This window comes from Paenibacillus sp. ALJ109b, from assembly GCF_010747435.1.
In the GTDB taxonomy this organism is placed as follows: Bacteria; Bacillota; Bacilli; order Paenibacillales; family Paenibacillaceae; genus Paenibacillus; species Paenibacillus taichungensis.
The window spans coordinates 448504-471832 of the sequence record NZ_JAAIFP010000004.1 but is presented as its reverse complement, the minus strand read 5'-3'; the positions used below and the strand labels follow the sequence as shown (position 1 = coordinate 471832).

21 protein-coding genes are annotated in these 23329 nt (G+C 44.2%); 19 read left to right on the top strand and 2 right to left on the bottom strand.

Annotation, left to right across the window (positions count from 1 at the left end):
- The first annotated feature begins 102 nt into the window (after positions 1 to 102).
- From G3352_RS05165 to G3352_RS05135, 8 genes are all read left to right on the top strand, one after another.
- Positions 103 to 1044, top strand: a complete 942-nt coding sequence (locus G3352_RS05165; RefSeq protein WP_163754780.1) for an ABC transporter permease — start codon at positions 103 to 105, stop codon at positions 1042 to 1044.
- Between the two features lie 10 nt (positions 1045 to 1054).
- The gene (locus G3352_RS05160; RefSeq protein WP_163754563.1) at positions 1055 to 1942 is read left to right on the top strand and encodes a carbohydrate ABC transporter permease; all 888 of its coding nucleotides are present in this window, start codon (positions 1055 to 1057) and stop codon (positions 1940 to 1942) included.
- A 160-nt stretch (positions 1943 to 2102) separates the two neighbouring features.
- Positions 2103 to 3251, top strand: a complete 1149-nt coding sequence (locus G3352_RS05155; RefSeq protein WP_163754560.1) for a glycoside hydrolase family 76 protein — start codon at positions 2103 to 2105, stop codon at positions 3249 to 3251.
- A gap of 162 nt (positions 3252 to 3413) precedes the next feature.
- Positions 3414 to 4697: a glycoside hydrolase family 125 protein gene (locus G3352_RS05150; RefSeq protein WP_163754557.1), complete on the top strand. Its 1284-nt coding sequence runs from the start codon at positions 3414 to 3416 to the stop codon at positions 4695 to 4697.
- A 16-nt stretch (positions 4698 to 4713) separates the two neighbouring features.
- On the top strand, positions 4714 to 4983 hold the full coding sequence (locus G3352_RS31075; protein ID WP_240342935.1) for an NRDE family protein: 270 nt from the start codon (positions 4714 to 4716) through the stop codon (positions 4981 to 4983).
- Positions 4984 to 5009: 26 nt separating this feature from the next.
- Entirely contained in the window at positions 5010 to 5174 is a 165-nt protein-coding gene (locus tag G3352_RS31070; protein WP_240342934.1) for a hypothetical protein, read from the top strand.
- Between the two features lie 155 nt (positions 5175 to 5329).
- Positions 5330 to 6904: a glucose-specific PTS transporter subunit IIBC gene (gene ptsG / locus G3352_RS05140; protein WP_163754554.1), complete on the top strand. Its 1575-nt coding sequence runs from the start codon at positions 5330 to 5332 to the stop codon at positions 6902 to 6904.
- 5 nt (positions 6905 to 6909) lie between these two features.
- Positions 6910 to 7635, top strand: a complete 726-nt coding sequence (locus G3352_RS05135; RefSeq protein ID WP_163754551.1) for an N-acetylmannosamine-6-phosphate 2-epimerase — start codon at positions 6910 to 6912, stop codon at positions 7633 to 7635.
- Between the two features lie 46 nt (positions 7636 to 7681).
- On the opposite strand, the gene G3352_RS05130 is transcribed toward G3352_RS05135, so the two are convergent.
- Positions 7682 to 8464: a MurR/RpiR family transcriptional regulator gene (locus G3352_RS05130; protein ID WP_163754548.1), complete on the bottom strand. Its 783-nt coding sequence runs from the start codon at positions 8462 to 8464 to the stop codon at positions 7682 to 7684.
- A gap of 319 nt (positions 8465 to 8783) precedes the next feature.
- Here G3352_RS05130 and G3352_RS05125 point away from each other — a divergent pair, with 319 nt between their 5' ends.
- The 3 genes from G3352_RS05125 (at position 8784) to G3352_RS05115 (ending at position 15017) form a co-directional block, all read left to right on the top strand.
- A complete protein-coding gene (locus G3352_RS05125) occupies positions 8784 to 12845 on the top strand; it encodes an S-layer homology domain-containing protein (RefSeq protein ID WP_163754544.1) in 4062 nt (1353 codons plus the stop codon).
- A 161-nt stretch (positions 12846 to 13006) separates the two neighbouring features.
- On the top strand, positions 13007 to 14053 hold the full coding sequence (locus tag G3352_RS05120) for an AraC family transcriptional regulator (RefSeq protein WP_163754531.1): 1047 nt from the start codon (positions 13007 to 13009) through the stop codon (positions 14051 to 14053).
- A gap of 169 nt (positions 14054 to 14222) precedes the next feature.
- Positions 14223 to 15017, top strand: coding sequence for an SDR family NAD(P)-dependent oxidoreductase (locus G3352_RS05115; protein WP_163754530.1), 795 nt, complete (start codon positions 14223 to 14225; stop codon positions 15015 to 15017).
- 123 nt (positions 15018 to 15140) lie between these two features.
- Here the strand turns inward: G3352_RS05115 and G3352_RS05110 are convergent, their stop codons facing one another.
- Positions 15141 to 15803, bottom strand: coding sequence for a helix-turn-helix transcriptional regulator (locus G3352_RS05110; RefSeq protein WP_163754528.1), 663 nt, complete (start codon positions 15801 to 15803; stop codon positions 15141 to 15143).
- A gap of 165 nt (positions 15804 to 15968) precedes the next feature.
- On the opposite strand from G3352_RS05110, the gene G3352_RS05105 reads away from it, so the two are divergent.
- The 8 genes from G3352_RS05105 (at position 15969) to G3352_RS05070 (ending at position 23273) form a co-directional block, all read left to right on the top strand.
- Entirely contained in the window at positions 15969 to 17372 is a 1404-nt protein-coding gene (locus tag G3352_RS05105; RefSeq protein WP_163754526.1) for an MFS transporter, read from the top strand.
- Between the two features lie 33 nt (positions 17373 to 17405).
- Positions 17406 to 17711: a winged helix-turn-helix transcriptional regulator gene (locus G3352_RS05100; protein WP_163754523.1), complete on the top strand. Its 306-nt coding sequence runs from the start codon at positions 17406 to 17408 to the stop codon at positions 17709 to 17711.
- A gap of 50 nt (positions 17712 to 17761) precedes the next feature.
- Positions 17762 to 18100 carry a hypothetical protein gene (locus tag G3352_RS05095; RefSeq protein ID WP_163754520.1) on the top strand — a complete coding sequence of 113 codons (339 nt, stop codon included), beginning with the start codon at positions 17762 to 17764 and terminating at the stop codon, positions 18098 to 18100.
- A 44-nt stretch (positions 18101 to 18144) separates the two neighbouring features.
- The gene (locus tag G3352_RS05090) at positions 18145 to 18501 is read left to right on the top strand and encodes a HesB/IscA family protein (protein ID WP_163754517.1); all 357 of its coding nucleotides are present in this window, start codon (positions 18145 to 18147) and stop codon (positions 18499 to 18501) included.
- 113 nt (positions 18502 to 18614) lie between these two features.
- Complete coding sequence (gene murB / locus G3352_RS05085) at positions 18615 to 19505, top strand: UDP-N-acetylmuramate dehydrogenase (RefSeq protein WP_163754514.1); 891 nt, start codon at positions 18615 to 18617, stop codon at positions 19503 to 19505.
- Between the two features lie 204 nt (positions 19506 to 19709).
- Entirely contained in the window at positions 19710 to 20258 is a 549-nt protein-coding gene (locus tag G3352_RS05080; protein ID WP_079344508.1) for an NADPH-dependent FMN reductase, read from the top strand.
- Positions 20259 to 20439: 181 nt separating this feature from the next.
- Positions 20440 to 21846 carry an outer membrane protein assembly factor BamB family protein gene (locus G3352_RS05075; protein WP_163754511.1) on the top strand — a complete coding sequence of 469 codons (1407 nt, stop codon included), beginning with the start codon at positions 20440 to 20442 and terminating at the stop codon, positions 21844 to 21846.
- Between the two features lie 203 nt (positions 21847 to 22049).
- Positions 22050 to 23273, top strand: coding sequence for an RNA polymerase sigma factor (locus G3352_RS05070; protein WP_163754508.1), 1224 nt, complete (start codon positions 22050 to 22052; stop codon positions 23271 to 23273).
- Positions 23274 to 23329: the final 56 nt, after the last annotated feature.

The window sequence follows — 23329 nt, the reverse complement described above, 5'->3', positions numbered from 1 at the left end:
AGCTTAGGTGCGGAAGCCTAATCGTGGACTTTCGCACGGGCTTTCGCCGATAAAGCCTGTCCAATTAGGCACATGATGGAGGTGGAAAGGACAATGGCTCAAATGGAAACAACCGTTAATCAAGAGCGGGAAGTGCGTTACGGGAGGAAAAAGAAACGTAAAACTTTTGATGAAATGACCTATCATTTTATGCTGCTGCCTGGCATGATCATGCTGTTCATTTTCTCAATTGTACCGATGTTCGGGGTTGTGATGGCATTCCAAAAGTTCATTCCTGCCAAAGGAATATTCGGGTCCAAATGGGCAGGGATATCCAATTTCACGTATATGTTTCAACTCCCGGACGCGAAGCAGATTTTCATTAATACATTGGTCATCGCAGTTGGAAAGATTGCTCTAGGGTTGATTGTACCCATCGTATTCGCTCTGCTGTTAAATGAGGTGCGTCTGAAAGTATTCAAGAGTACGATTCAAACCATCGTCTATTTGCCGCATTTTATGTCCTGGGTAGTTCTGGGCACGATGCTGACCATGATCTTTTCCTTCGATGGCATGGTGAACAACTTCCTTGAGTTTCTCGGACTGGAGCGAATTATGTTCTTGGCAAGTAATGACTGGTTCAGGCCGCTGCTCATTGTGACGGATACGTGGAAGGAATTTGGCTATGGGACGATAGTCTATCTGGCTGCATTAACGGCAATTAATCCTGCATTGTACGAATCTGCCGCAATGGACGGCGCAAGTCGTTGGAAACAGACGCTGAATATCACGCTGCCGGGTATGTTCCCGACGATTATCCTGCTGGGTACGCTGAGTCTTGGTAATGTACTGAATGCGGGTTTTGATCAGGTGTTTAACCTGTATAATCCGCTGGTATATGAAACGGGCGATATTATCGATACTTTTGTGTACCGTATGGGTCTGATCAACATGCAATATTCCTTTGCAACAGCGATTGGACTGATGAAATCGGTGATCAGCTTTGTTCTGATCGTGATTTCCTACAGACTGGCTTCGAGGTATGCGGGGTACAGAATTTTCTAGGAGGGTTAGCATGATTCAATCCAAATCACTCGGCTCCAGGCTATCCCGCCTGTTGATTATGTTTGCGTTAATTCTGATTACGTTCATGTCCTTGGCGCCGATTGTCAATACCATTATGGTGTCCGTCAGCAGCAGTACGGCTGTTAATGCAGGGCGCGTCTATTTTTTTCCAGTGGAGCTGAATTTCTCATCGTATGGCCAGATTTTGAATGATACGAAGTTTTGGAAGGCTTTTCTGATCTCGGTCGAGCGGGTGGTGCTTGGAGGAGCAATCAATATGTTTTTGACTATTCTCATGGCCTATCCGTTGTCACGAAGCGTCACACAATTCAGATCGAGAAACACATATATGTGGATTATTGTGTTTACAATGCTGTTCAGCGGCGGAATCGTACCCTGGTATATGGTCATCAGCAAGTTGGGATTGATCAACAGTATTTGGGCGCTAGTTTTGCCGGGGGCAGTTCCTGTCTTTAATGTAATTCTCCTCATGAACTTCTTCAAGGGAATTCCAAAGGAACTGGAAGAGGCCGCATTCATTGACGGTGCCAGTCCGCTTAAAATTCTGCTCAAAATCTTCATCCCCATTTCCATGCCGAGTCTGGCAACGATCATGCTGTTTGTCATTGTCGGGCACTGGAACAATTTCTTTGACGGGATCATTCTGATTAACGACAGCTCCAAAATCCCGCTTCAGACCTATCTGCAGCAGCTCAGCCTCACACGGGATCAGATGCAGAATCTTTCAGTCGAACAGCTGCAGCAGTTCAATAAAATCTCCAATACAACGTTGAATTCTGCCAAAATTCTGGTATCCATGATTCCCATTCTGCTGATTTATCCTTTTCTGCAACGTTATCTAATCCACGGAATTGTACTCGGAGCCGTAAAAGAGTAGTTCTGGTTATCAGCATCATTAGCCGTTCTGCCTGAGAAATGTGGAAGGGGGTGAAGGAACATCGTCAGGGAAAGGCGCGAACAGAGCTGGAGCAAGGGATTGACACTGCTTTACGAATGAACTGTTAGTTAAACGTCGACTGGAGAAGGGAAGGGATCTGATGAGCAAAAGGAAAATGGTGAGCCTCACGCTGATACTCAGCATTATTCTGGTCACCACAATGGGGGCAACAAGCGGTGGCAAGAATCGCTATGCCGATCAGGCGCAGTGGTCGCAAGAGAAGCTGCATGAATACTACTGGAATGATGCATCAAAAATGATGAATAATGCTTATCCATCAACACCAGAAGGTGAACAGACCTTGAATTACTGGTGGAAGGCTCATGCGGTCGATGCATTGGTGGACGGATACGAACGTACAGGAGACAAAGCGTACACTGAACGTGCGGAAGAACTCGTTCGCAGTATCATTGCACGCAACGGATCACTTCACAATGAATTCTACGATGATATGGAATGGCTCGCGCTCGCCGGGCTTCGTCTGTATGATGCAACAGGCAGTGAAGAGATGAAGGGATACGTAATGGAGTTGTGGGATGACATCAAAACCGCCTGGTGGGAAGATGAGCTTGGCGGTATGGCTTGGAAAAAGGATCAGCGATATAACCGAAATGCGTGCTCCAGTGGGCCTGCCGCCATCTTGGCTGCAAGACTGTATGAACGTTTTGGCGATGTGCGGGATCTGGAATGGGCCCAAAAAATATATGATTGGGAGAAACAATATTTGGTAAATCCGCAAACGGGCCTGGTAGCGGATGGTTTGGTTCTGAAAGAGGATGGCACACTGGATGTGAATGAAGCATGGATCTTCACGTACAATCAAGGTACGTTTATCGGAGCAGGTGTTGAACTCTACCGGATAACAGGTGAGAAGACATATTTGAAAGATGCCGAGAAAACGGCAGCAGGTTCTTTGAAGACCTTAACGGATGAGAAGACGGGCATATTTAAAGAGGACGGCGACGGGGACGGTGCTTTGTTCAAAGGCATACTGATCCGCTACATGGTTGAGTTGTATGAAGTCGGGCATAACAAGAGCCTGAAAAAGGCGGTTTATCGCAATGCCGATGCCTTACTGAAAGGTAGCCGGGACAATGGATTATTCGGTCAGGCTTGGGGCAAAGCAGCCCAGAACCCACTCGACCTTACCGCTCAGCTCAGCGGCGTATTTCTGCTGGAAGGAGCGGCTAAGCTGGAAGCAGGCAAAGCAGATAAACCAGATAAACCAAATAAACCAGTGAAAAAGTAGGCATTTGAGTGGATGATAGGTTAATAGGATAGTAATGATTAGAGGTCAGCGCCTGCATGATTCTTTCCAAGAGAAAGATCATGCGGTGCTGTTTTATGAGACGGTAATTCCATCTTAGGAACGGGATTTTCATCCTTATTTCGAATGAGAGGGGTACGTAAAATGCATTCAATTACAGAACTCCCAGAAGCAATGAGACGTTTGAAGGAGATAGTACGGGAAAAACAATCGGAACGTACAGCTGACATGTTTGAGCAATGCTTGGCTAACACCTGGAATACCACCTTAAAGCGCATGGAGGACGGTTCAACCTTTGTTATTACGGGCGATATACCTGCCATGTGGCTGCGAGATTCTGCAGCACAAGTAAGACCTTTCCTGGTCCTATCAGAGGACCAGGAGATCGGTGACATGATTCAAGGCGTGGTACGACGTCAATTTGATTATATTTTGCAAGATCCCTATGCGAATGCTTTTAATGAATCGGCCAACGGTAAAGGGCATCAGGATGATGCCACTGACATGAGCCTGTGGATTTGGGAGCGTAAATACGAGATCGACTCCCTATGTTATCCGATCCAGCTCAGTTATCTGTTGTGGAAGAATTCCGGCAGAATTGATCATTTGGATGAAACATTCCGTGCAGGTGTAAAGCAGATTATCGATTTGTGGAAGCGAGAACAGCGACATGAGACTGACTCCGAGTATACCTTTGAGCGCAGCAATTGTCCGCCATCAGATACCCTTATTCGAGACGGCAGAGGTTCGGAAACAGGATATACCGGTATGACCTGGTCCGGTTTTAGACCGAGTGATGATGCCTGTACATACGGTTATCTGGTACCTTCAAATATGTTCGCAGTGGTTGTACTCCGATACGTCACAGAAATGGCTAAGGAGATTCTAATGGATGAGGAGCTTGCAGAAGCGTCAGAGAAACTTGCTACACAGATTAATGCAGGTATTCTCCAGCATGGTGTGGTAGAGGATGATCAATGCGGTTCCATTTATGCATACGAAGTGGACGGGCTTGGTTCAAACAATCTGATGGACGATGCCAATGTACCCAGCTTGTTATCCATTCCTTACCTGGGTTATTCAAATGCAGATGATCCGGTCTATGTGAATACACGGCAATTTATCCTGAGTGAGCGTAATCCTTACTTCTACCAGGGGACGGCTGCATCTGGCATTGGTAGTCCTCATACGCCGGATCAATACATCTGGCATATAGCGCTGGCGATGCAAGGCATGACCGCAAAGGATAATGCAGAACAGCAGCGTCTACTGGAGTTGATGCTTGCAACAGACGGAGGAACCGGATTTATGCATGAGGGATTTCATGTGGATCGACCAGAGGAGTTTACCCGCCCTTGGTTTTCCTGGGCTAATATGATGTTTTGTGAACTGGTGCTGTTATGTTCCGGTGTCACTGTTAAACGGTAGGAGTGAAAATTCCATCATGTGTTTGATTTTAATTGCTTATAAAGTATATCCAAAATATCAACTTATTCTCGGGTCAAATAGAGATGAATTTTATCATAGACCGACTGCGCAAGCTCACTACTGGGATGACGATCCGGAAATATTGGCTGGCCGGGATCTGTTGAAAATGGGAACCTGGATGAGAGTGACAACAAAGGGACGATTGGCAGCCGTAACGAACTATCGTGATCCTCATGAGGGTTCCCTGGACAGTGCTCTGGAGGAGAACTGGTTACTCAATATTTGAAGGAAAGTTCGACACCTTAGCAATTTATGGAACGTGCCAAGCTTAATCGAAGTGACTACCCTGGCTATAACTTGCTACTTGGTGATCTCAATGAGCTCTATTATTACTCCAATGTGGGCATACGAATATGCATTTGCACGTTGAAAGTCGCCATATTGGCGGCTTTTTTTGCATTGAACCAACAAGACTGAGCTTTGTTAAGTTGGAAATAATTATATTCGAACCGAGTTATTCATCAAATGATTAGACCTCACACGTAATGAAAGCGATTTAAAATTGTGTTGACGAAAACCATTTTCATAATTATTATGTAAATGAAAATAGTTTTAGAGAGGTGGATATCACTGTGAAGCAATATTTTGAGAAGGCTCAGAAGTTTGGTAAATCGTTTATGCTTCCTATTGCTGTTTTACCAGCGGCGGGTCTATTACTGGGGATTGGAGGGGCTTTGTCCAACGCCAATACGATTAACTCGTATCCATTTTTGCAGATCACATGGTTGCAGCAAGTGTTTACGGTGATGAGCAGTGCAGGAAGTATTGTATTTGATAATCTGGCATTGATCTTTGCCATTGGTGTGGCTGTTGGACTCGCTAGAGCGGACAAAGGTACAGCAGGATTGGCAGCTGGACTGGCTTATCTGGTCATGAATGCATCGATCAATGCGATGCTGGTCAATTCGGGGAAACTTGTCGCAGATCATTTGGCTAGTGCGGGTCAAGGTATGGTACTTGGAATCCAAACCTTGCAAACTGGTGTACTTGGAGGGATCGTTGTCGGATTGGTTACCGCATGGCTTCATAATCGGTACAACAAAATAGAACTTCCTCAATTCTTAGGATTCTTTGGAGGTTCACGTTTCATTCCTATCGTTTCATCTTTTGCGGCCATCTTTATTGGTATTGCTTTGTTCTTGATCTGGCCAACCATCCAGCTCGGCATAACACAGCTTGGAGGTTTGGTCGATAGAACTGGGTATATCGGAACACTGTTATACGGATTTGTTTTACGGATGCTGGGTCCACTTGGGTTACACCACATCTTTTATCTGCCTTTCTGGCAGACGGGAGTCGGCGGAACAATGGAGGTTGCGGGAAAAGTTTACGAAGGGACACAGAATATTTTCTTTGCTCAACTGGGGGACCCTGCAACCGAGAAGTTCTTCTCGGGTACATCCCGATTTATGTCAGGACGTTTTATCACGATGATGTTTGGTTTGCTCGGTGCGGCCCTCGCTATTTATCATACGGCCAAGCCTGAACGTAAAAAAGTGGTTGGCGGATTGATGTTGTCTGCGGCCCTCACTTCGTTCTTGACAGGAATTACTGAGCCTCTGGAATTCTCATTCCTGTTTGTTGCTCCAATCCTGTATGTCATTCACGCCGTATTTGATGGTTTGGCATTTATGCTTTCACATATTTTTGAGATTACAATCGGTCAGACTTTTTCAGGTGGATTAATCGACTTTATCTTATTCGGGATACTTCAGGGTAATGCCAAAACGAACTGGATTATCGTTCCCATCATTGGTGTGGTCTGGTTCTTCCTTTATTACTTCACCTTCCGAATCTTGATCGTGAAGCTCAACTTAAAAACTTCGGGACGTGAGGAAGACGTAACATCAGAGCCAGACGCCAAAACGCAAAGTCAGCAGTCTAACACACCCGCATCAACGAAAGGTGAAGAACGTTCCATTGCCATTCTGAATGGACTTGGCGGTGCAGACAATATTAACGAATTAGATTGCTGTGCAACACGGCTTCGCGTATCTGTGAAGGATATCGAGAAGGTTCAAAAGGATGCGCTTACAGCTACGGGAGCCAAAGGGGTAGTTCTTGTGGGTAACGGTGTGCAGGTTATATATGGCCCTCAGGTTACCGTGATCAAAAATGAAATCGAAGAAATTATGGAAACGGAGTAATTGCAATGAATTTAGATAAATTAAATAACTTAGGTTTACAAGGTGGTCTCGTTGTATCATGTCAGGCTTTGGAGCACGAGCCACTTCATAGTTCGCTGATCATGGGACGCATGGCAGTCGCAGCAAAAGAGGGGGGAGCCATCGGTATTCGTGCGAATACTGCGGCAGATGTAAAAGAGATCAAGGAGCAGGTTGATCTTCCGGTCATAGGTATTGTAAAAAGAAACTACGGAACCAATCCGGTATTCATTACACCAACGATCTTGGAAGTGGATGAGCTTGCCGAGGTTCATGCAGAGATTGTTGCAGTTGATGCCACTTTGCGTGCGCGACCGGACGGTAAATCATTGGATGAATTCGTACATGAAATTCGCACCAAACATCCTCATCTTCTATTAATGGGGGATATTTCAACCAAAGAGGAAGCGATTAATGCAGAACGACTTGGTTTTGATCTGATCTCTTCTACATTGGTTGGATATACAGAGGAGACAGCAGGGCTTAAACTGTACGATAATCAATTTGCAGCCTTGAAGGAGATTTTAACTAGCGTACAAACGCCTGTTGTTGCGGAAGGGAATATCATGACACCGGAGATGGCAGCAACGTGTCTGGAAGCTGGAGTCTATTGTGTCGTTGTTGGTGGAGCCATTACGCGTCCTCAACAAATTACGGAACGTTTTGTCTCTGAAATTGCAAAATTGAAAAAGCCTTCTCCTTCTGTCCAATAAAAAAGAGAAGTGAACAAACAGCCAACGAATCAAGTTGGCTGTTTTGTTATTCAGCAGAATATAGAGCTTTTAACGTTTGCTGCCGCGCATTAAGTAAATGTTCATCCTCAAGTAGTAGAAGAGAGATCACATCCAGGATGTAAATAATGGCCAACTGGCTGTTGATGAAGTTCACATCTCCGGTTCGCCCGATATCCGGTGTGAAAATGCACAAATCCGAGATTTCGGAGAGGGGGGTGTGATCAAAATTAGTAATTCCAACAACTTTGCTTCCTCTTTTTTTGGCCGCATTTAATGCATCACTGACTTCTAAGGTTCGTCCTGAATTGGATAAACCAATAACCAGATCATCTTCTCCCAGAAGAGAAGCACTCATGATCATCATGTGTGAATCCGTCACCGCATCAATTACGATATCCATCCGCATTAGTCTGTATTTGAACTCCAGAGCAGATAAACCTGAACTTCCCAAACCATAAACATAGATTCTGCGAGCTTTTTTTATGTACTGGACCACTTGTTCGATTCTGTCGGTATCCAGCATTTCTGCGGTTGCGTTGATGATATCATTGTGGATCTGCTGTGTTCTTATAAAGAAATCCGTTTGATTGCGGGGTTGATCCACTTCACGGTTAAGTCGAATTTTAAAATCTACAAAGGTAGAACAACCTACTTTTTTACAAAATCGAGTAATGGTTGACATGGAAGCATTGGTGTAAGCAGCCAAATCCCTAATATTAATATTATTAATGGATGATTTATTACGCATCACATAATCAGCGATTTCCTTTTCTTTCGCTGAAAAACGTTGATATTCAAGCTGCAGCATGTCGATGACACTGGATGACATTATGATTCCCCTTTCCCAGAACATGTTAACTTTTGTATAGTCTATCCTCATTAGTCTACTTCCTAAAAGCCAATTCATCAAACCTTTAAAAATAGTCTGTATATATTCATCCAAATTGGAGTGAAAACCATATTAATTATTATGTTAACCGAAAACATTATCCATATTATAAGTCAAATAAATGTAAGAGTTTACATAAGTTTTACTTCCCGCTAACCGGATGCTGATCTTCCCTTGTTATGCTAGGCCTGTTTGGATTTACATAAGCCAACCAATTATACATACAAAGGAGAGAATTATGATCAGTCACCTCTACAAAAAGATGTTATCCATCCTGTTATCGATTGCTTTGGTATTCGGATGGCTTGCGGGATTTGGGGGAGTTAATTCAGCCCAAGCCGCATCATTGTCTGAGCCTGAGATGCTGTTAGAGCGTAATGCCAATTGGCATTATTTCGATCAGGGTCAGGATTTACAATCGGAATGGCGTGCTTCATACGATGATTCGTCCTGGAATTCGGGACAGGCTCCATTTGGTTACAAAGACAACGGTAATGGCGTAAGCACTTCCTATTTTGGATCAATCAATACGGAAGTCAGCTACGGTCTGGACAAAAAAAATAAACCCCGCACAACCTATTTCCGGACAAACCTTAACGTTAACAAGGATCAAATTGACGGTTATGGTCAAATTCTCGGCACATTCGGTATTGATGACGGTGCAGTGATCTATGTGAATGGTGTGGAAGTCATTCGCTTTGGCATGCCGGATGGAGAGATTGTGTACTCTACTCAAGCAACCTCAAATAAGGACTTGCCGGTAATGTATGAGAATATCGACCTGACTGAGCCAATGAAAGCTAATTTGCATGAAGGCTCAAACGAAATTGCGGTCGAAGTGCATCAACAGAGCGACAGCAGCTCTGACCTTTATTTTGACATGGAGCTTAAAGCCTTGGCTAATGCGCCATCGCTGGATATCAGCAAAGTAACGGTTACCTTCTATGGAGATGCAACAAGTAGCAAAGGCTTCACTTGGTATACTCCTCTTGCATCTGCACAGAGCATTGTTCAAGTGGTGCCGAACCAAGGAGGAGTTGCCGACTTCAGTCTGGCCCAAAGTTTCAATGGGCGTGCAACTGTAGCTTCCAACTCCCCTGGAGAAATGGTGCATAAGGCGGAAGCGACAGGCCTTTCCCCTGACACTTCTTATTTTTTCCGTGTTGGTGATCAGGATCTGGGCATATGGAGTGAGGTTGGAACGTTCAAAACGGCTCCGGTTGACGGAGCGTTTACCTTTATCGACCTGACGGATACACAGGCGAAGGAAGAGGATGAGGCGATCCTGTCTGGATCTACTCTGTCCAAAGCACTCGCTACTGTTCCGAATGCTGAATTTGTCGTCCATAACGGAGACGTTGTGGAGAATGGCACTTCAGAGCAAGAATGGAATTGGTTGCTTGGTCATTCGCAAGCCAGTCTTATGAACACGACCATTGCACCGTCTGCTGGCAATCATGAGAATAAAAATAATGCGTTCTACGAGCATTTTAATGTGAAGCAGCCAGACGGTGCTGCAACGGTAACAGGCGCATATTATTCGTATAATTATAGCAAAGCTCATTTTATCGTATTGAACTCCAACGAGGATTCATCGGATTACGCCAACTTCTCGAATGAGCAAGTCGCATGGATGAAGCAGGATGTAGCGGAAGCAAAAGCCGCAGGAGCCAAGTGGATTATCGTTAACATCCATAAAGGTCCGTACACGACATCCAATCACGCCACGGATAGCGACATTATTGGTGCGAATGGTGAACGAAAAAAAATCGCTCCACTCATGAACGAACTGGGGATTGATCTGGTCCTTCAGGGACATGACCATATCTATGCACGGACGAAACCAATCAAGAGTGATGGTACTGCTGAAGATGTGTCCAAAATAACGGAGACCTTCAATGGACAGAGTATCGAATACGCGGTCAAACCGGATGGAACCATTTATATGATTCCTGCTACCGCCGGGGCCAAAGTATACTTCAAAAACCAGAAAAATGAACTTGGTGAAGCGTACTTCAGCTTGTTCGAGCGTGCGGAAGAAAACCACGCAAAGCAATATGGCGACACCACGAGCGCAGCCAGAGGTCAGGTTCAGAACTTCGTTTCATTGACTATTGACGGAGATAAGCTGTCCGCCATAACATATGAGATTGACCAAAATAAGAATGCAGAACCATTTATCGTGGATACTTTCGGAATTACCAAGGAATCGGATACAGTTCCTGTTCCAGAACAGGTAAACAAAGTAACGGTAACGTTCCATGGAGATCCTACCAAGAGCAAGGGCTTCACGTGGTACACTTCCGATCAAGTAACGAATAGCGACCTTCAGGTTGTGGAGAAAACAGCTGCAACACCTGATTTCACACAAGCCAAATCGCTTCAAGGGCGCTCTGCAAAACCTGCGAATGCTCCTACAGAACTGATGCACAAAGCAGAAGTGACAGATCTGAAAGCCAATACGACCTATTATTTCCGTGTAGGGGATGCTTCCCAACAAGTATGGAGCGAGACAGGTACCTTCCGTACAGCACCGGAAAAAGGAAAATTCACTTTCATTGATCTGGCGGATACACAAGCGAAGGAAGAGGATGAGGCAATACTGTCCTCTGAGACATTGGCCAAAGCATTGGCTACAGTACCGGATGCACAATTTGTCGTTCATAACGGGGATATCGTGGATACTGGTGTGAAAGAGGAACAGTGGAACTGGCTGCTTGGGCATTCGCAGGAAAGCCTCTTAAATACAACCATCGTTCCGTCCGCAGGGAACCACGAGGACGAAAATTATGCATTTATCGATCATTTCAATATCCAGTCACCGCTGAATTCCGCAACGGAGACGGGAGCTTACTACTCTTATGATTACAGCAATGCGCATTTTGTTGTGTTGAACTCCAATGAGGATTCGGACGAGTATGACAACTTCTCATTAGAGCAAGTCGAGTGGCTGAAGAAAGATGTTCAGGCTGCCAAGAAGAATGGATCACAGTGGATAATCGTTAACATTCACAAGGGACCGTACACGACGTCAAATCACGCAACGGATTCCGACATCATGGGAGCAAACGGTGTACGTACCAAGATTGCACCGCTCATGGCGGAGCTTGGCATCGATTTTGTGCTCCAGGGACATGACCACATCTATGCCCGCACAAAACCGATCGATCAGAAGGGGAAAGCGCGTCAGCCAGAAATGATCACGGAGATGCAAAATGGACAGAAGATCGAGTACTCTGTGAATCCGGATGGCACGATCTATCTGATCCCGGCAACAGCTGGTCCAAAAGTGTATTACAAAAATCCGAGCACAAGTCTCGGTGATGCTTATTACAATCTTTTTGAACTGGCAGAGGAGAATCATGCAGCCAAATATGGGCCTGATCCGAATGACAACCGTCGACCAATGCGCAGTCAGGTACAGAATTTTGTGGGAATTACGATTGACGGCAGCAAACTGACAGCTGTAACGTATGAAATTGACCAAAATAAGTATGGAGCTGCCCCCTTCATAGTTGATCAGTTCGGTATCGTGAAGAAGACGGAACCATCGAATCCGGGACCAGGAACGTCCAATCCGGGAACATCGAATCCCGGCTCCGGTTCAGGCTCAGGTAATGGTTCCGGCAGCAGTAATGGCTCTTCAGGAACCAGTGGCGATACAACAACCGGAAACGGTTCGAACAGCGGTAGTGGTAGCGGAACTGATTCCGGCAACAAACCGGATACTGGATCAGGCAATAACGGAAACGGAGGCACTGCACCAGCGTTGAAAGATACAGCTGGACACTGGGCAAAATCAGCAATTGATAAAGCCCTGGCGGCTGGATTCGTCAATGGCTATGGTGATCAGACCTTCCGTCCGAATCAGAAAGTCACACGTGCCGAGTTCATTACGATGCTGGGCCGTGCCTTGAATCTGAATACCGTAAGCGAGAGTATTCACTATACGGATGATAACAAGATTCCTTCATGGGCGAAGCCTTATATTACAGCAGCTGCATCCGCTGGCATTGTCAATGGTTACGAAAATGGCTCGTTCGGCCCTAGCAAGACGCTGAGCCGTGCGGAGATGGTAACTATGATTGCACGCGCTGGCGGAATTCAAACGAATTCCAATGCGAAACTGGATTTCAAAGATGCAAAGGATGTCCCAGCATGGGCAGTATCCTATGTAGCTTCTGCCGTGGAAGCTGGTCTGGTGGGCGGTGTAGGTGGCAATCGATTTGCTCCGATGCAGACAGCTACCCGTGCTGAAGCAGTTACACTTATTGTTGGGCTTCTTGAACAATCAAAATAACGCTAAACCTAATTTCCAAGAAACCAATGCGGAACGTTTCCGCATTGGTTTCTTGTTTTATTCTAGAGACCAGGAAATATTAGAGACATTGCAAAAGAATCAGAGTCCCTGTACAGTGGATGAATCATTAAGCAACAATGACTCCAAGAAGGAGGGTATCTATGAAGTCCCACACCTCTGAGCGTATTAAATTCCCGGCAGGGTTTTGGACAGGCTTGCATCAATTAGGGATTGCCGCCCACGATGTAGCTCGCAAAGCACAACTGCCGCTCACGATTATAACTGAACCAGCTGTTACGACCGCTCAATATTTTGCGATCTGGCAGGCATATTCCGATCTCGTCGGTGACACTGCCGAAGCAATCATCAAGCTTGCAACCGTCTTTGAAACGGGTAAATACCCGCCGAGTGTCTTAGCGACCTACCATGCACGTGACTACCGTGATGCGTTACACCGAATGGCTCGGTACAAACAACTTTGTCCCCCTGAAAGCTTGCGTATTACTGAGGAGGGCGATGATTGTTTAATTGAACTGGAATGGTCTAACGAACAATCAGGTCCGTCATTGCTGGTTGGAGTCACACTGGCATTTCTCCTCGAACTTGGGCGCCGGGGAACAGGTCAACCTTTGACTGCGCGGCTTGTCGAATTTTCTCATACCATGGGCGATGTTCGCACTCTTGAGACTTATTTTGGCTGCCCAATTCGGATTGGTGCAACATGTAACCGGCTGACCTTACATCGTAAAGATTTGGATCGTCCGTTTCTTTCATACAACGAAGAGTTACTGGAGATCCTTACTCCCGCCCTGGACCGATCGCTGGATGAACAGCAGGGCAGTCGTTCTATTACAGACACGGTCAAATGGATTATGAAACGCAGTCTCACAGGAGGTCGCCCCGACATTCAGGTCGTTGCCAAGGAATTGGGTATGAGCGATCGGACCTTGCAGCGCCGGCTTACAGAAGAGAATACAAGCTTCAAGCATCTATTGACGCAGGCAAGACATGAGCAGGCACGAGCCTACTTGGCAGACCCTACACTGGACATTAAAGAAGTAGCTTTCTTAATTGGATATGAAGACCAGAACTCGTTCTACCGTGCCTTTCGTTCATGGGAAGGGGATACGCCAACGAATTGGCGTACGGAATATTTAGGAACGAATTCGCTATCCGAAGGTCCGCCAGAATCATCAACTCTTCATTAACTGATTGCTTTATATCATTTTGGCGTGTTAAGCAAGAACTTTGGCGCAACACGCTAGTTACTGGGCAATGTAGACAAGGTAATATAAATCCTATCCGGAGCACAAGACTGTTTATAACATGATAACGAATCAGCTTGCCGCTACAAGAAAATAAAAGGAGTAGTGTGATATGGATATGGGTTTATACGGTAAAACAGCTTTGGTTACAGGATCGACGAAGGGGATAGGGAAAGCCATTGCCATTGAACTTGCCAAAGAAGGGGTTAATGTGCTCATCAATGGACGAAATGATGCAGAGGTTGAGCGCACGGTTCATGAAATAAAGTCCGAGTTTCCCGCTACCTCACCTCAAAAAGCTACAGCTGATCTGGTGGACATTGGTCAAAGAGAAGCCTTATTTGAAAAATATACCCAAATTGATATCCTAGTGAACAATATGGGAATTTATGAAATAATGCAATATGAAGATATCAGCGATGAGGTTTGGGAGAAATACTTCCGTACGAATGTGCTCGTTGCAAATGCATTATCCAAATTTTACATGCCTAAAATGTTGCAAAATGATTATGGCCGCATTATCTTTATTGCGAGTGAAGAAGCCATCATGCCTTCAGGACAAATGCCTCAGTATTGCATGACCAAATCCATGTTATTATCGTTGTCCAAAAGTTTATCGAAATTAACGGCAGGAACAGAAGTTACCGTCAATACGATCATGCCAGGGCCAACCCTCTCTGAAAATGTGCAACAAATCATTGAGAGCATCTACCCTGATGAATCGATGACTTTTTTAGAAAAAGAGAAGGATTTTATGCGCAAAAACCTGCCTCAATCCGAAATCCAACGATTTATCAAGCCTGTTGAGATAGGCAGATTGGCCACATTTGTATGCAGTCCGTATGCATCGGCATTCAAAGGTTCTCCAATCCGTATGGATGGGGGAATGGTGCCAACCATCTTCTAAATTTGTTTTTCACTATACAACTGAACGTAAAGAACCTTGAGCCAAGCCCAAGGTTCTTTTTTCGTTATTATATATCCATAAGCAGCATGTGGGAGTGAATGGGCTCAAACTGTTCGGAATGACTTACAATGAATGATGTTCTCTAACCGTATATATGCAGTTTCTTCCTCCAGCCAAAATATACTCTCCACGTTCAATATGAACTTGATCCCCCAGAACGGTTTTGAATAAATGCAATTCATTCTTACATAAGCCGGTACATACTGCTGCAGCTTCACAGATGGGACAATGCTTCTCTATAAATAAGAGGCTACCATCGCCTTGATCCTTAACCTCGGCCATATAGCCTTCATTTGTTCGAATTTCAGCCAGTTTCTCCAGCCTTTCCTTCACGCTGGATGCATCACCAATGTATTGAAGATATTGATCTTGCATGTTTTTATTCCGAACACTGAGAAGCTTGTCCAGCCCTTCATTTCCGAAAGCTTCTTTCATGGAATTGATCAGACTGACGGATAACTCCGAATATCCACTAGGGAAAAAACGATCAGCAGCAGGGGTTAATCTCCATAGCTTGGTTGGTCGACCCATGGGACGAGCCTCTTCTTCGAAAGTAACCAATCCTTCTTCTTTCAGTGCATTTAAGTGCTGCCTGATAGCCATTCCAGATAACGCAAATTGGGAGGAGAGTGCAACCACATCCATTCCACCTTGATGCTTAAGCAGGTTAATGATTGCTTTTCGGGTACTGGTTGAGGCATCCTTTTTCGTTTGATCCCGGCTCATGGTGAACCTCCTTTTTAAGCAACTGAATCTTCATTATTTCATACATTTTAAACAAAAACGTTGACAAAGTCAAAAGCGAACTGTAGTTTAAACTTTGTAAAGTAAAATGTTTACTAAGTATCCGGATACGGTGTATACATAAAAATCTCTTGGAGGTCACATATCATGTCGTCCCATTCTCAAGGTATCTTCAGTCCGCGTTATTTTGCATTATCCATAGGAATTATATTGTCAGTGATGGCTGTTGGTTTTGAAGGTTTGTCGGTAACGACAATTGCTCCTTCCATTGCTGGAGACCTGAACGGTCTTAAGCTGTTTGGCTGGATATTCAGTACATATCTGCTTGCACAGATTATCGGAACCTTGGTTGTTGGTCGGATTATTGATAGGAGGGGACCCGCAGTACCATTTACGCTCGCACTTCTATTGTTTATTGTCGGGCTGGTCGCAGCCGCAACTGCAGGAGATATGTATACCATGATCGCGTCACGGGCCATGCAGGGTTTGGGTGCCGGTGCTATGATGACTTGCGTGTACACGGCCATTTCCTTAAGTTATCCTGACGAATTACGTGCCAAAATACTGGGAGCATTCGGTACAGCTTACGTTCTACCGTCCATGCTTGGTCCATACATTGCAGGCCTTATTGCAGATCAGTGGTCATGGCGCTTTGTGTTCTGGGGAATTCTACCGATCCTGTTGATTTCAGCACTTCTTAGCTTACCTGCCTTTACGAAGTTAAAATCACAGCCTGCACAAGGGGAGAATGGTTCTGCCGCTACATGGATGGCGCTGCTATTAACGATAGGTACGGGGACTTTATTAGTGGGACTTGGCAAGCTTCCGTCAATTATCGGATTTGTTATCGTCCTTATCGGGGGAGTACTCATGGTATACCCACTGCGTAAACTGCTGCCGGAGGGAACCCTTGCTTTGCGAAGAGGTATGCCCGCTATACTCGCTACGCGTGGACTGTTCTTCGCTGCTTATACCAGTACACAAAATTTTTTGGTATTGGCTTTAATTGAGGTGAAAGGCATTACACCTTCTCAGGCTGGTTTAATTGTAGCAAGCGCTGCACTGAGCTGGTGTGTCATTGCTTATTTGCAAGGGCGTTGGGACTCGGCAGATCAGGGTCGTGGACGTCATTCACGAATTATTATTGGTGTTCTCCTGCTTGCCATCGGAATTACCATCGTATTTTGGGTTCCTGTGGTGACCGTTACCGTAGCGGTTATTGGCCAGATTATAGCTGGAATAGGCATTGGATTAGCGCATCCGATTAGCGGTGTTGTGGCGTTTTCCCAAACAGGAGAGGGCGGCGTTGGCAAAACTTCGGCAAATCTGCAATTTGCAGATTCGTTTACACCGGGCGTAGTCATCGGGATCGGCGGTTCCATCCTGGTGGTGTGTCAAGCTGGCGGGATGTCATTGCAATCAGGATTAATCGTAACAATGGGCTTTCATCTGTTGTTGATTGTCTTGAGCTTGATTGCCAGTACTCGGATTGCACCAGTAACAGACCAAATAAGAACGGGACTGCAATCGTTGGGCGTGAAAAACAAATAAACGGGGGTAAGCCAGGGAAGGTGTGTTGGTACGATGTTGACTTCGGATACCGAGAAACTTTTCACAGCCTATCGTATTATCGGGACGAAATGGACGATCCATATCCTATGTACTCTTTCGCAAGGTCCTAAGAAATTCAGCGAAATTTACGAAAATGTGCCTTCCATCTCAGAAGCGATCCTCTCCAAACGATTAAAAGATCTTCAAAATGATCAGTTGGTGAAGAGAAAAGCCCTGACACATCCCATACAGATCATGTATGAACTTACACCCAAAGGGGCCGCTCTAGCTGCTTTCATACCCTGTTTGATGGAATGGTTCACTACAAACATGATTTAACGCAATGGAATATCCTACGATTGCCATCATTTTATCCGGAGGTTTTCTGAATGAACCATGTGTTAATCCTATCAGATACGCATCACATTGTTAAAAGTATAAGTTTGTTGATTCAAACCGAGCCGTCGTTACATGTACTGGACGCTACTCGTGATGTGATCGGTAACATGGATCAAATTCCGGATAATTCTGTGATCATCGTAGATATGAATATGGAAAATATCGAGCTGCTTATAGAACAATTTCCCGAGAAATATCGAGTGATATTGTATAGCGGATCGCTGGAACTTATGGATATTCCTTTCCATCTGCAATCAACAGGTTGTCGTTATTTTAATGCATATACGAGTCCTGAAGAAATCATTAAGATTTTAATGGGCTGCGTTTGAAAAACAACAAGTTAGCCAAAAATACGCTCCAAGGAGGTATAACAATGATTCAGGTCAGTGAAGCAGCAGCAGAAAAAATCGTTGAAATCCTGACAAGTGCGGATACCCAGAATTCTTTCCTTCGGGTCGGGGTGGATGAGGGGGGATGCAGTGGTTTATCCTATAGCCTTATTGTAGATGAACAGCAAGAAGAAGGGGATATTTTATTAGATAAAGGTGTGTTTCGTATATTGGTTCACACCAATACGGTTCCATATATTGAAGGACTTGAGATTGATTACGAAGAAAGTGGAATGTTAGGGGGATTCACCATGAATAATCCTAATGCAAAAGTTTCATGTGGATGCGGGGCCAGCTTCCGAATGGCGAATTATCGTGGTGAGGTCAAAAAATGTGATTAATTGTCAGGATGTCGGAATATTTTCAACCAATATCTCATATTAAACATACAATGAAGGAGCTTTCTATTCGCCGATCGTGCAATCATGTCTTTTCAACTCAGGGAGAGAATGTCATGAATATTTTTGAAAATCACATACCTTTGGAAAAATTGAAATGGAATGAGCCATTAAAAGACCACACGTATATAAAACTTGGTGGTAAAGCAGACATACTTATCCATCCTACAACGAAAGAAGAAATTGTTAACGTGATTAACATTGCAAAAACACATCAAATACCTCTGACGGTCATTGGAAAAGGATCAAATGTCATTATCAAAGATCAGGGCGTGCGTGGAATAACGCTCTCTCTGAGCCAATTTGATCAGATTAAAGTCTATGGTGACAAGATTGTAGCGCAGAGCGGTTCCAACATTATTGATGTGTCACGTACTGCTTTGGATAACGGCTTAACAGGTATGGAGTTTGCATGTGGAATACCCGGAAGTACAGGTGGCGCCTTATATATGAATGCGGGAGCTTACGGTGGTCAGATGGATGAGGTCGTTGAGCGAGCGCTAGTGGTTACTAAAAATGGAGAGCTGATTAACATGGTCCGAGATGACATGCAGCTTGGTTATCGAAACAGTATCTTCCGAACGGATCAATACATCATACTTGAAGTCGAATTTAAGCTTAAACCAGGGAACAAGGATATCATCTCTAGTACCATGCAGGATTTAACGTTTAAAAGGGAATCCAAACAACCGCTTGAATTTCCCTCTTGCGGAAGTGTATTCAAGCGTCCAGAGGGACATTATGTTGGAAAACTCATTCAAGAGTGTAATTTACAAGGCACTCGCATTGGGGGAGCGGAAATTTCCAAGAAGCATGCTGGTTTTATCATTAATGCAGATGACGCCACTGCAGAGGATTATTTAGAATTAATCAAATTAATTAAAAAAACAGTACGTGATCAATTTAATATTGAATTGGAGACGGAAGTCATTATTTTGGGAGAGTAGGCTGCTATGAACAGTGAGCTAAGTGTTGTCGTCCAGCAGAGGTAGATATTCAGCTCGCAAGCATTTTCATAGAAAGTGAACAACAGTTAATGCAGCAGTTAGAAAAAATCACCCTAGGCAGTATGCTTCATGTGATGAAGGAATGTGTGTTGGGAAACGTGGAATCGTTTGATGATGAAGAAGAAATCATTGGAGGTTAATGTTGTGAAATTAATCGGATTGTCCGGGTCACTGATTGGATCAAAGACACCAGTGGGTGTGGATGCTGTGCTCCAATTCGTAAAAAATAATCATCCAGAAATTGAAGTTGAACTCATAGATTTAAGAGATTATAAAGGGATAGAATTTTGCGATGGACGCAAATTAGAGGATTATAATGAAGACACCCAGTCGGTGGTCCAAAAATTGATTGATGCTGACTTTTACGTGATCGGCACACCCATTTATCAATCTTCTCTGACAGGCGTACTGAAAAATGTATTCGACCTTCTACCTGTGCAGAGCATTTACAATAAAGTGATGGGTTTTATAGCAACCGGGGGCACCTATCAGCATTATTTGGTAGTGGAAAATCAATTAAAACCGATTGCCGGCTTTTTCCGCTCTTATGTCGCCCCGAGCTATGTATATCTGAATAGTGATCATTTTGATGCTGAGAATAACATTAAGGATACTGAAGCACTAAGTCGTCTGGAGAAGTTGGCTGAGGAGCTGGTCTTCATGCAGACTCAATTAAAAGCTTCATCCCACTGAAATTAGGAGTCGCCAATTTGGCGGCTTTTTTGTTTTGAAATCAATTTGAATCGTTTAACAAGAGTGTAACTATTAAGCAATTCAATGCGTTATATTCATAAAGATTATAGGTACGATAGCTCTCTAGAAATACACATCTATTAAGGTAACTAATGTAGAAACCATTACAATGGAGGGTATTATGCTCAAAACGAAAAAGAATCAACGGTTTACGAATTTAAAAGGTCAACTATTCCGATGTATCGTCGCAAGCTTTACAGCTGTCGGGCTTTTTACTCTGGGGGGGAACGCCGTAATTCTGTCTCAGGCACATGCAGACGCACCTGATGTTTCGGTACGCAACTGGTATTCCTATATGGGGATATCGGTACCCGAACTTAAGCCTTCCTGGACTGCACAAGTGGACAATTATTTGAATATGAACGAACCTTATATTGGTCATCAGGCAGTAGCAGAAGAGGGGAAGGTATTCACTTTCGCTGATAGCAAACTGATCTCATTGGATGCAAAGACAGGCAAACGGCTATGGTCTTACGGAAAAGGATTAACGCCTTATGTTGTTTATCATAATAACGTCATTTACGGTCTCACTGGGGATCATAAGCCTTATGCTTTGAACGCGAAGACAGGAAAAGCGATATGGCAATCAGGCTCATCCATCTGGATCGATACACGATATCGTACAGAAATGTTAGTTCCAACGGGCGATACGCTTTATATTATCCAAGGCAGTACAACATTTGCATTTGATATGAAGACGGGCAAGCTGAAGTGGAGGGCTGACGAGTCGCTTGGTGAAGGAAACGGTACCGACTACCTGGAGGAATCTAATGGCGTCGTGCTTCGAACCTTTTATGTACAGGGAGCACTTACGTCCATTCAACTAAATGCATATGACAAGAAGACAGGCAAAAAGTTGTGGGACGATTTCGGTCAAGGAGAAGCACTTCAAATTAAAGACGGTCTCGTGTATTCGGTTGATTATCATTCTTCCAAACTGACAGAATATCAATCAAAACCGGAACGTAAAGTGAGTGTGAATGCCTATAACCTCAAAACTGGCGTACAAAAGGGGAGCCTTGAATACAACTGGAAAATGAACGGTGATCCACCATATGACTATGGGTATGGGAGTGTATTTGCAAGCAATGGAAAGTTATACATTGAACAAGGAGATCGGGTAGCGGAATACAACTTTGACAAATATGCAGCTAATGCGGATCCGCTTCGGACTTATCCGCGCCCTTTTTATAAAGAAAACGGGCTGTCGCTTGGTATCGTGCAGGAAAGGCTGATATACAAAAATGAAACAACGGGTGAACTAGCAGGCATCAAGCTGGTGAATGGACAGGAAACCAAATGGTATGGCGACGCACCAGTTGCTCAGATTAGCGTGTACGGCAAAGGAATGTATCGGACGCAGCGTAACGGAACAATGTTCGGGATTAATATGTTGACTACTACACCGGTCTTTCGCGTAACCACCGGGGCAGATTTACACGAAGCGACGCTGAAGACAGACGGTATGATTATAATACAGGCGGAGGGTAAACTTCTCGGTGTAAAGCTGCCCGCATCGCTGAGATAAGCAAAGACTAATTTATGTTTCCATAAAAGAAAAGAACAAAGGAAGCCGGTCAGTGTGATCGGCTTCCTTTGTTTGTTTTTCATCTTCATAAAATCAGAATTCATACTAAAGAGGTGAAGAAGCGAAAAAAATTTTCCCTTTGCGTGGCTTTTTCGCTTCCTCCGGTGTCTAATTAAATGTAAATCAAGAGGAGGTTCCCCACCATGTCAGGAGCTCATGACACGAAACCTGTTTATCCGGATGAACAGGAAAGCATCACCATCTTTGAGAACGCGTATGAGCAGTATCGTCAACGAATCAGCAAATACTTCTCACTGAAATTGAACCCGTTGGTTGCAGATGATTTGACCCAACAGGTATTTTTGAAAGCAGTCGAAAATATTCACAACTTTAAAGGAAGCTCTAATTTATTCACCTGGATCTTTAAGATTGCTCAGAACACGGTGAAGAACGAATATCGCAGGTTATCGCGACAAAAAGAATCTCCTTATGATTTTACAGATTATGAATCACAATCGCTCTCTCTTGAATTTACGAAACATGTTGATATTCGAATTGATATTGGCTCTGCGTTACAAAAGCTGGATGAAATTGATCAGGAAATTATTGCATTACGCTTTTTCGTTGACTGCACCTTGCCCGAAATATCCAAGATTGTTGGACGACGGGAAAGCGCAGTAAAGAACAGACTGTACCGGGCTTTGGAGAAATTAAGAAAAGAACTGAAAGAGTGGGGGGATATTGCCATCATGTCTATTCAAGACCTGATTTCCATTGTAAATAAAGGTGAAAACCAAGATACGAATGATCGTACGTCGAAAGTGCATCAAGATTTGTTCGATGAGCTCAACAATAGTGTTGAACGAGTGTCGACCAAATATAAACATCATCCCTCACAAAAGGTAGTTATTGAAATTTATCCTGACCTGCCAACGTTCCATCAAGCTGTCGGTGAAACAGATGCCCCGAATTGGTTTATGGGCACATATGAAGGGCGTACTCTGAAAATTGTCTCTCCATTGAACCCGGGACCGGAGCATACGTATCAATCCATTCTGAAAGGCACAGTCCACTTGTTCGCCATGTGGCTAATCAGCGACATTAATCCTGCAGCTCCCAAATGGATAAGACAGGGCATTGGTGGATATGAAGCTAAACAGATGTCCCAAGATTTCATTAAAGGTTCAACGGAAGATAATATTCGTAACCAGTCGATTCCATCTTTTGATGAATTAAATAACGATACGTGGGATTTTGAAACGATGAAAGGTTTTCAGTTCTCTTATATGATGGTGGAATTTGTGGTTGAGCGATACGGAGTAGATGCATTGAACAAACTAATCCGCAGTCCTCTAAATTTCGAAGGGATCTTTCAATGCAATGAGACTGAACTGTATGAGCAATGGGTGAAGTATATAAAAATATAATTGAAATACAACTTTATACTTTTGATTGTAGGCCCGGTGATGAACCGGGCTTTTTT

Excerpts from the sequence above, each read along its gene's own strand:
- G3352_RS05090 (WP_163754517.1), top strand. The coding sequence starts at position 18,145 with ATGATTCAGGTCAGTGAAGCAGCAGCAGAAAAAATCGTTGAAATCCTG.
- G3352_RS05070 (WP_163754508.1), top strand. The coding sequence starts at position 22,050 with ATGTCAGGAGCTCATGACACGAAACCTGTTTATCCGGATGAACAGGAA.
- G3352_RS05125 (WP_163754544.1), top strand. The coding sequence starts at position 8,784 with ATGATCAGTCACCTCTACAAAAAGATGTTATCCATCCTGTTATCGATT.
- G3352_RS05100 (WP_163754523.1), top strand. The coding sequence starts at position 17,406 with ATGTTGACTTCGGATACCGAGAAACTTTTCACAGCCTATCGTATTATC.
- G3352_RS05160 (WP_163754563.1), top strand. The coding sequence starts at position 1,055 with ATGATTCAATCCAAATCACTCGGCTCCAGGCTATCCCGCCTGTTGATT.
- G3352_RS05130 (WP_163754548.1), bottom strand. The coding sequence starts at position 8,464 with ATGCTGCAGCTTGAATATCAACGTTTTTCAGCGAAAGAAAAGGAAATC.
- G3352_RS31075 (WP_240342935.1), top strand. The coding sequence starts at position 4,714 with ATGTGTTTGATTTTAATTGCTTATAAAGTATATCCAAAATATCAACTT.
- G3352_RS31070 (WP_240342934.1), top strand. The coding sequence starts at position 5,010 with ATGGAACGTGCCAAGCTTAATCGAAGTGACTACCCTGGCTATAACTTG.
- G3352_RS05165 (WP_163754780.1), top strand. The coding sequence starts at position 103 with ATGGAAACAACCGTTAATCAAGAGCGGGAAGTGCGTTACGGGAGGAAA.
- G3352_RS05120 (WP_163754531.1), top strand. The coding sequence starts at position 13,007 with ATGAAGTCCCACACCTCTGAGCGTATTAAATTCCCGGCAGGGTTTTGG.
- G3352_RS05135 (WP_163754551.1), top strand. The coding sequence starts at position 6,910 with ATGAATTTAGATAAATTAAATAACTTAGGTTTACAAGGTGGTCTCGTT.
- G3352_RS05150 (WP_163754557.1), top strand. The coding sequence starts at position 3,414 with ATGCATTCAATTACAGAACTCCCAGAAGCAATGAGACGTTTGAAGGAG.
- G3352_RS05110 (WP_163754528.1), bottom strand. The coding sequence starts at position 15,803 with ATGAGCCGGGATCAAACGAAAAAGGATGCCTCAACCAGTACCCGAAAA.
- G3352_RS05115 (WP_163754530.1), top strand. The coding sequence starts at position 14,223 with ATGGATATGGGTTTATACGGTAAAACAGCTTTGGTTACAGGATCGACG.
- murB (WP_163754514.1), top strand. The coding sequence starts at position 18,615 with ATGAATATTTTTGAAAATCACATACCTTTGGAAAAATTGAAATGGAAT.
- G3352_RS05095 (WP_163754520.1), top strand. The coding sequence starts at position 17,762 with ATGAACCATGTGTTAATCCTATCAGATACGCATCACATTGTTAAAAGT.
- G3352_RS05155 (WP_163754560.1), top strand. The coding sequence starts at position 2,103 with ATGAGCAAAAGGAAAATGGTGAGCCTCACGCTGATACTCAGCATTATT.
- G3352_RS05105 (WP_163754526.1), top strand. The coding sequence starts at position 15,969 with ATGTCGTCCCATTCTCAAGGTATCTTCAGTCCGCGTTATTTTGCATTA.
- G3352_RS05075 (WP_163754511.1), top strand. The coding sequence starts at position 20,440 with ATGCTCAAAACGAAAAAGAATCAACGGTTTACGAATTTAAAAGGTCAA.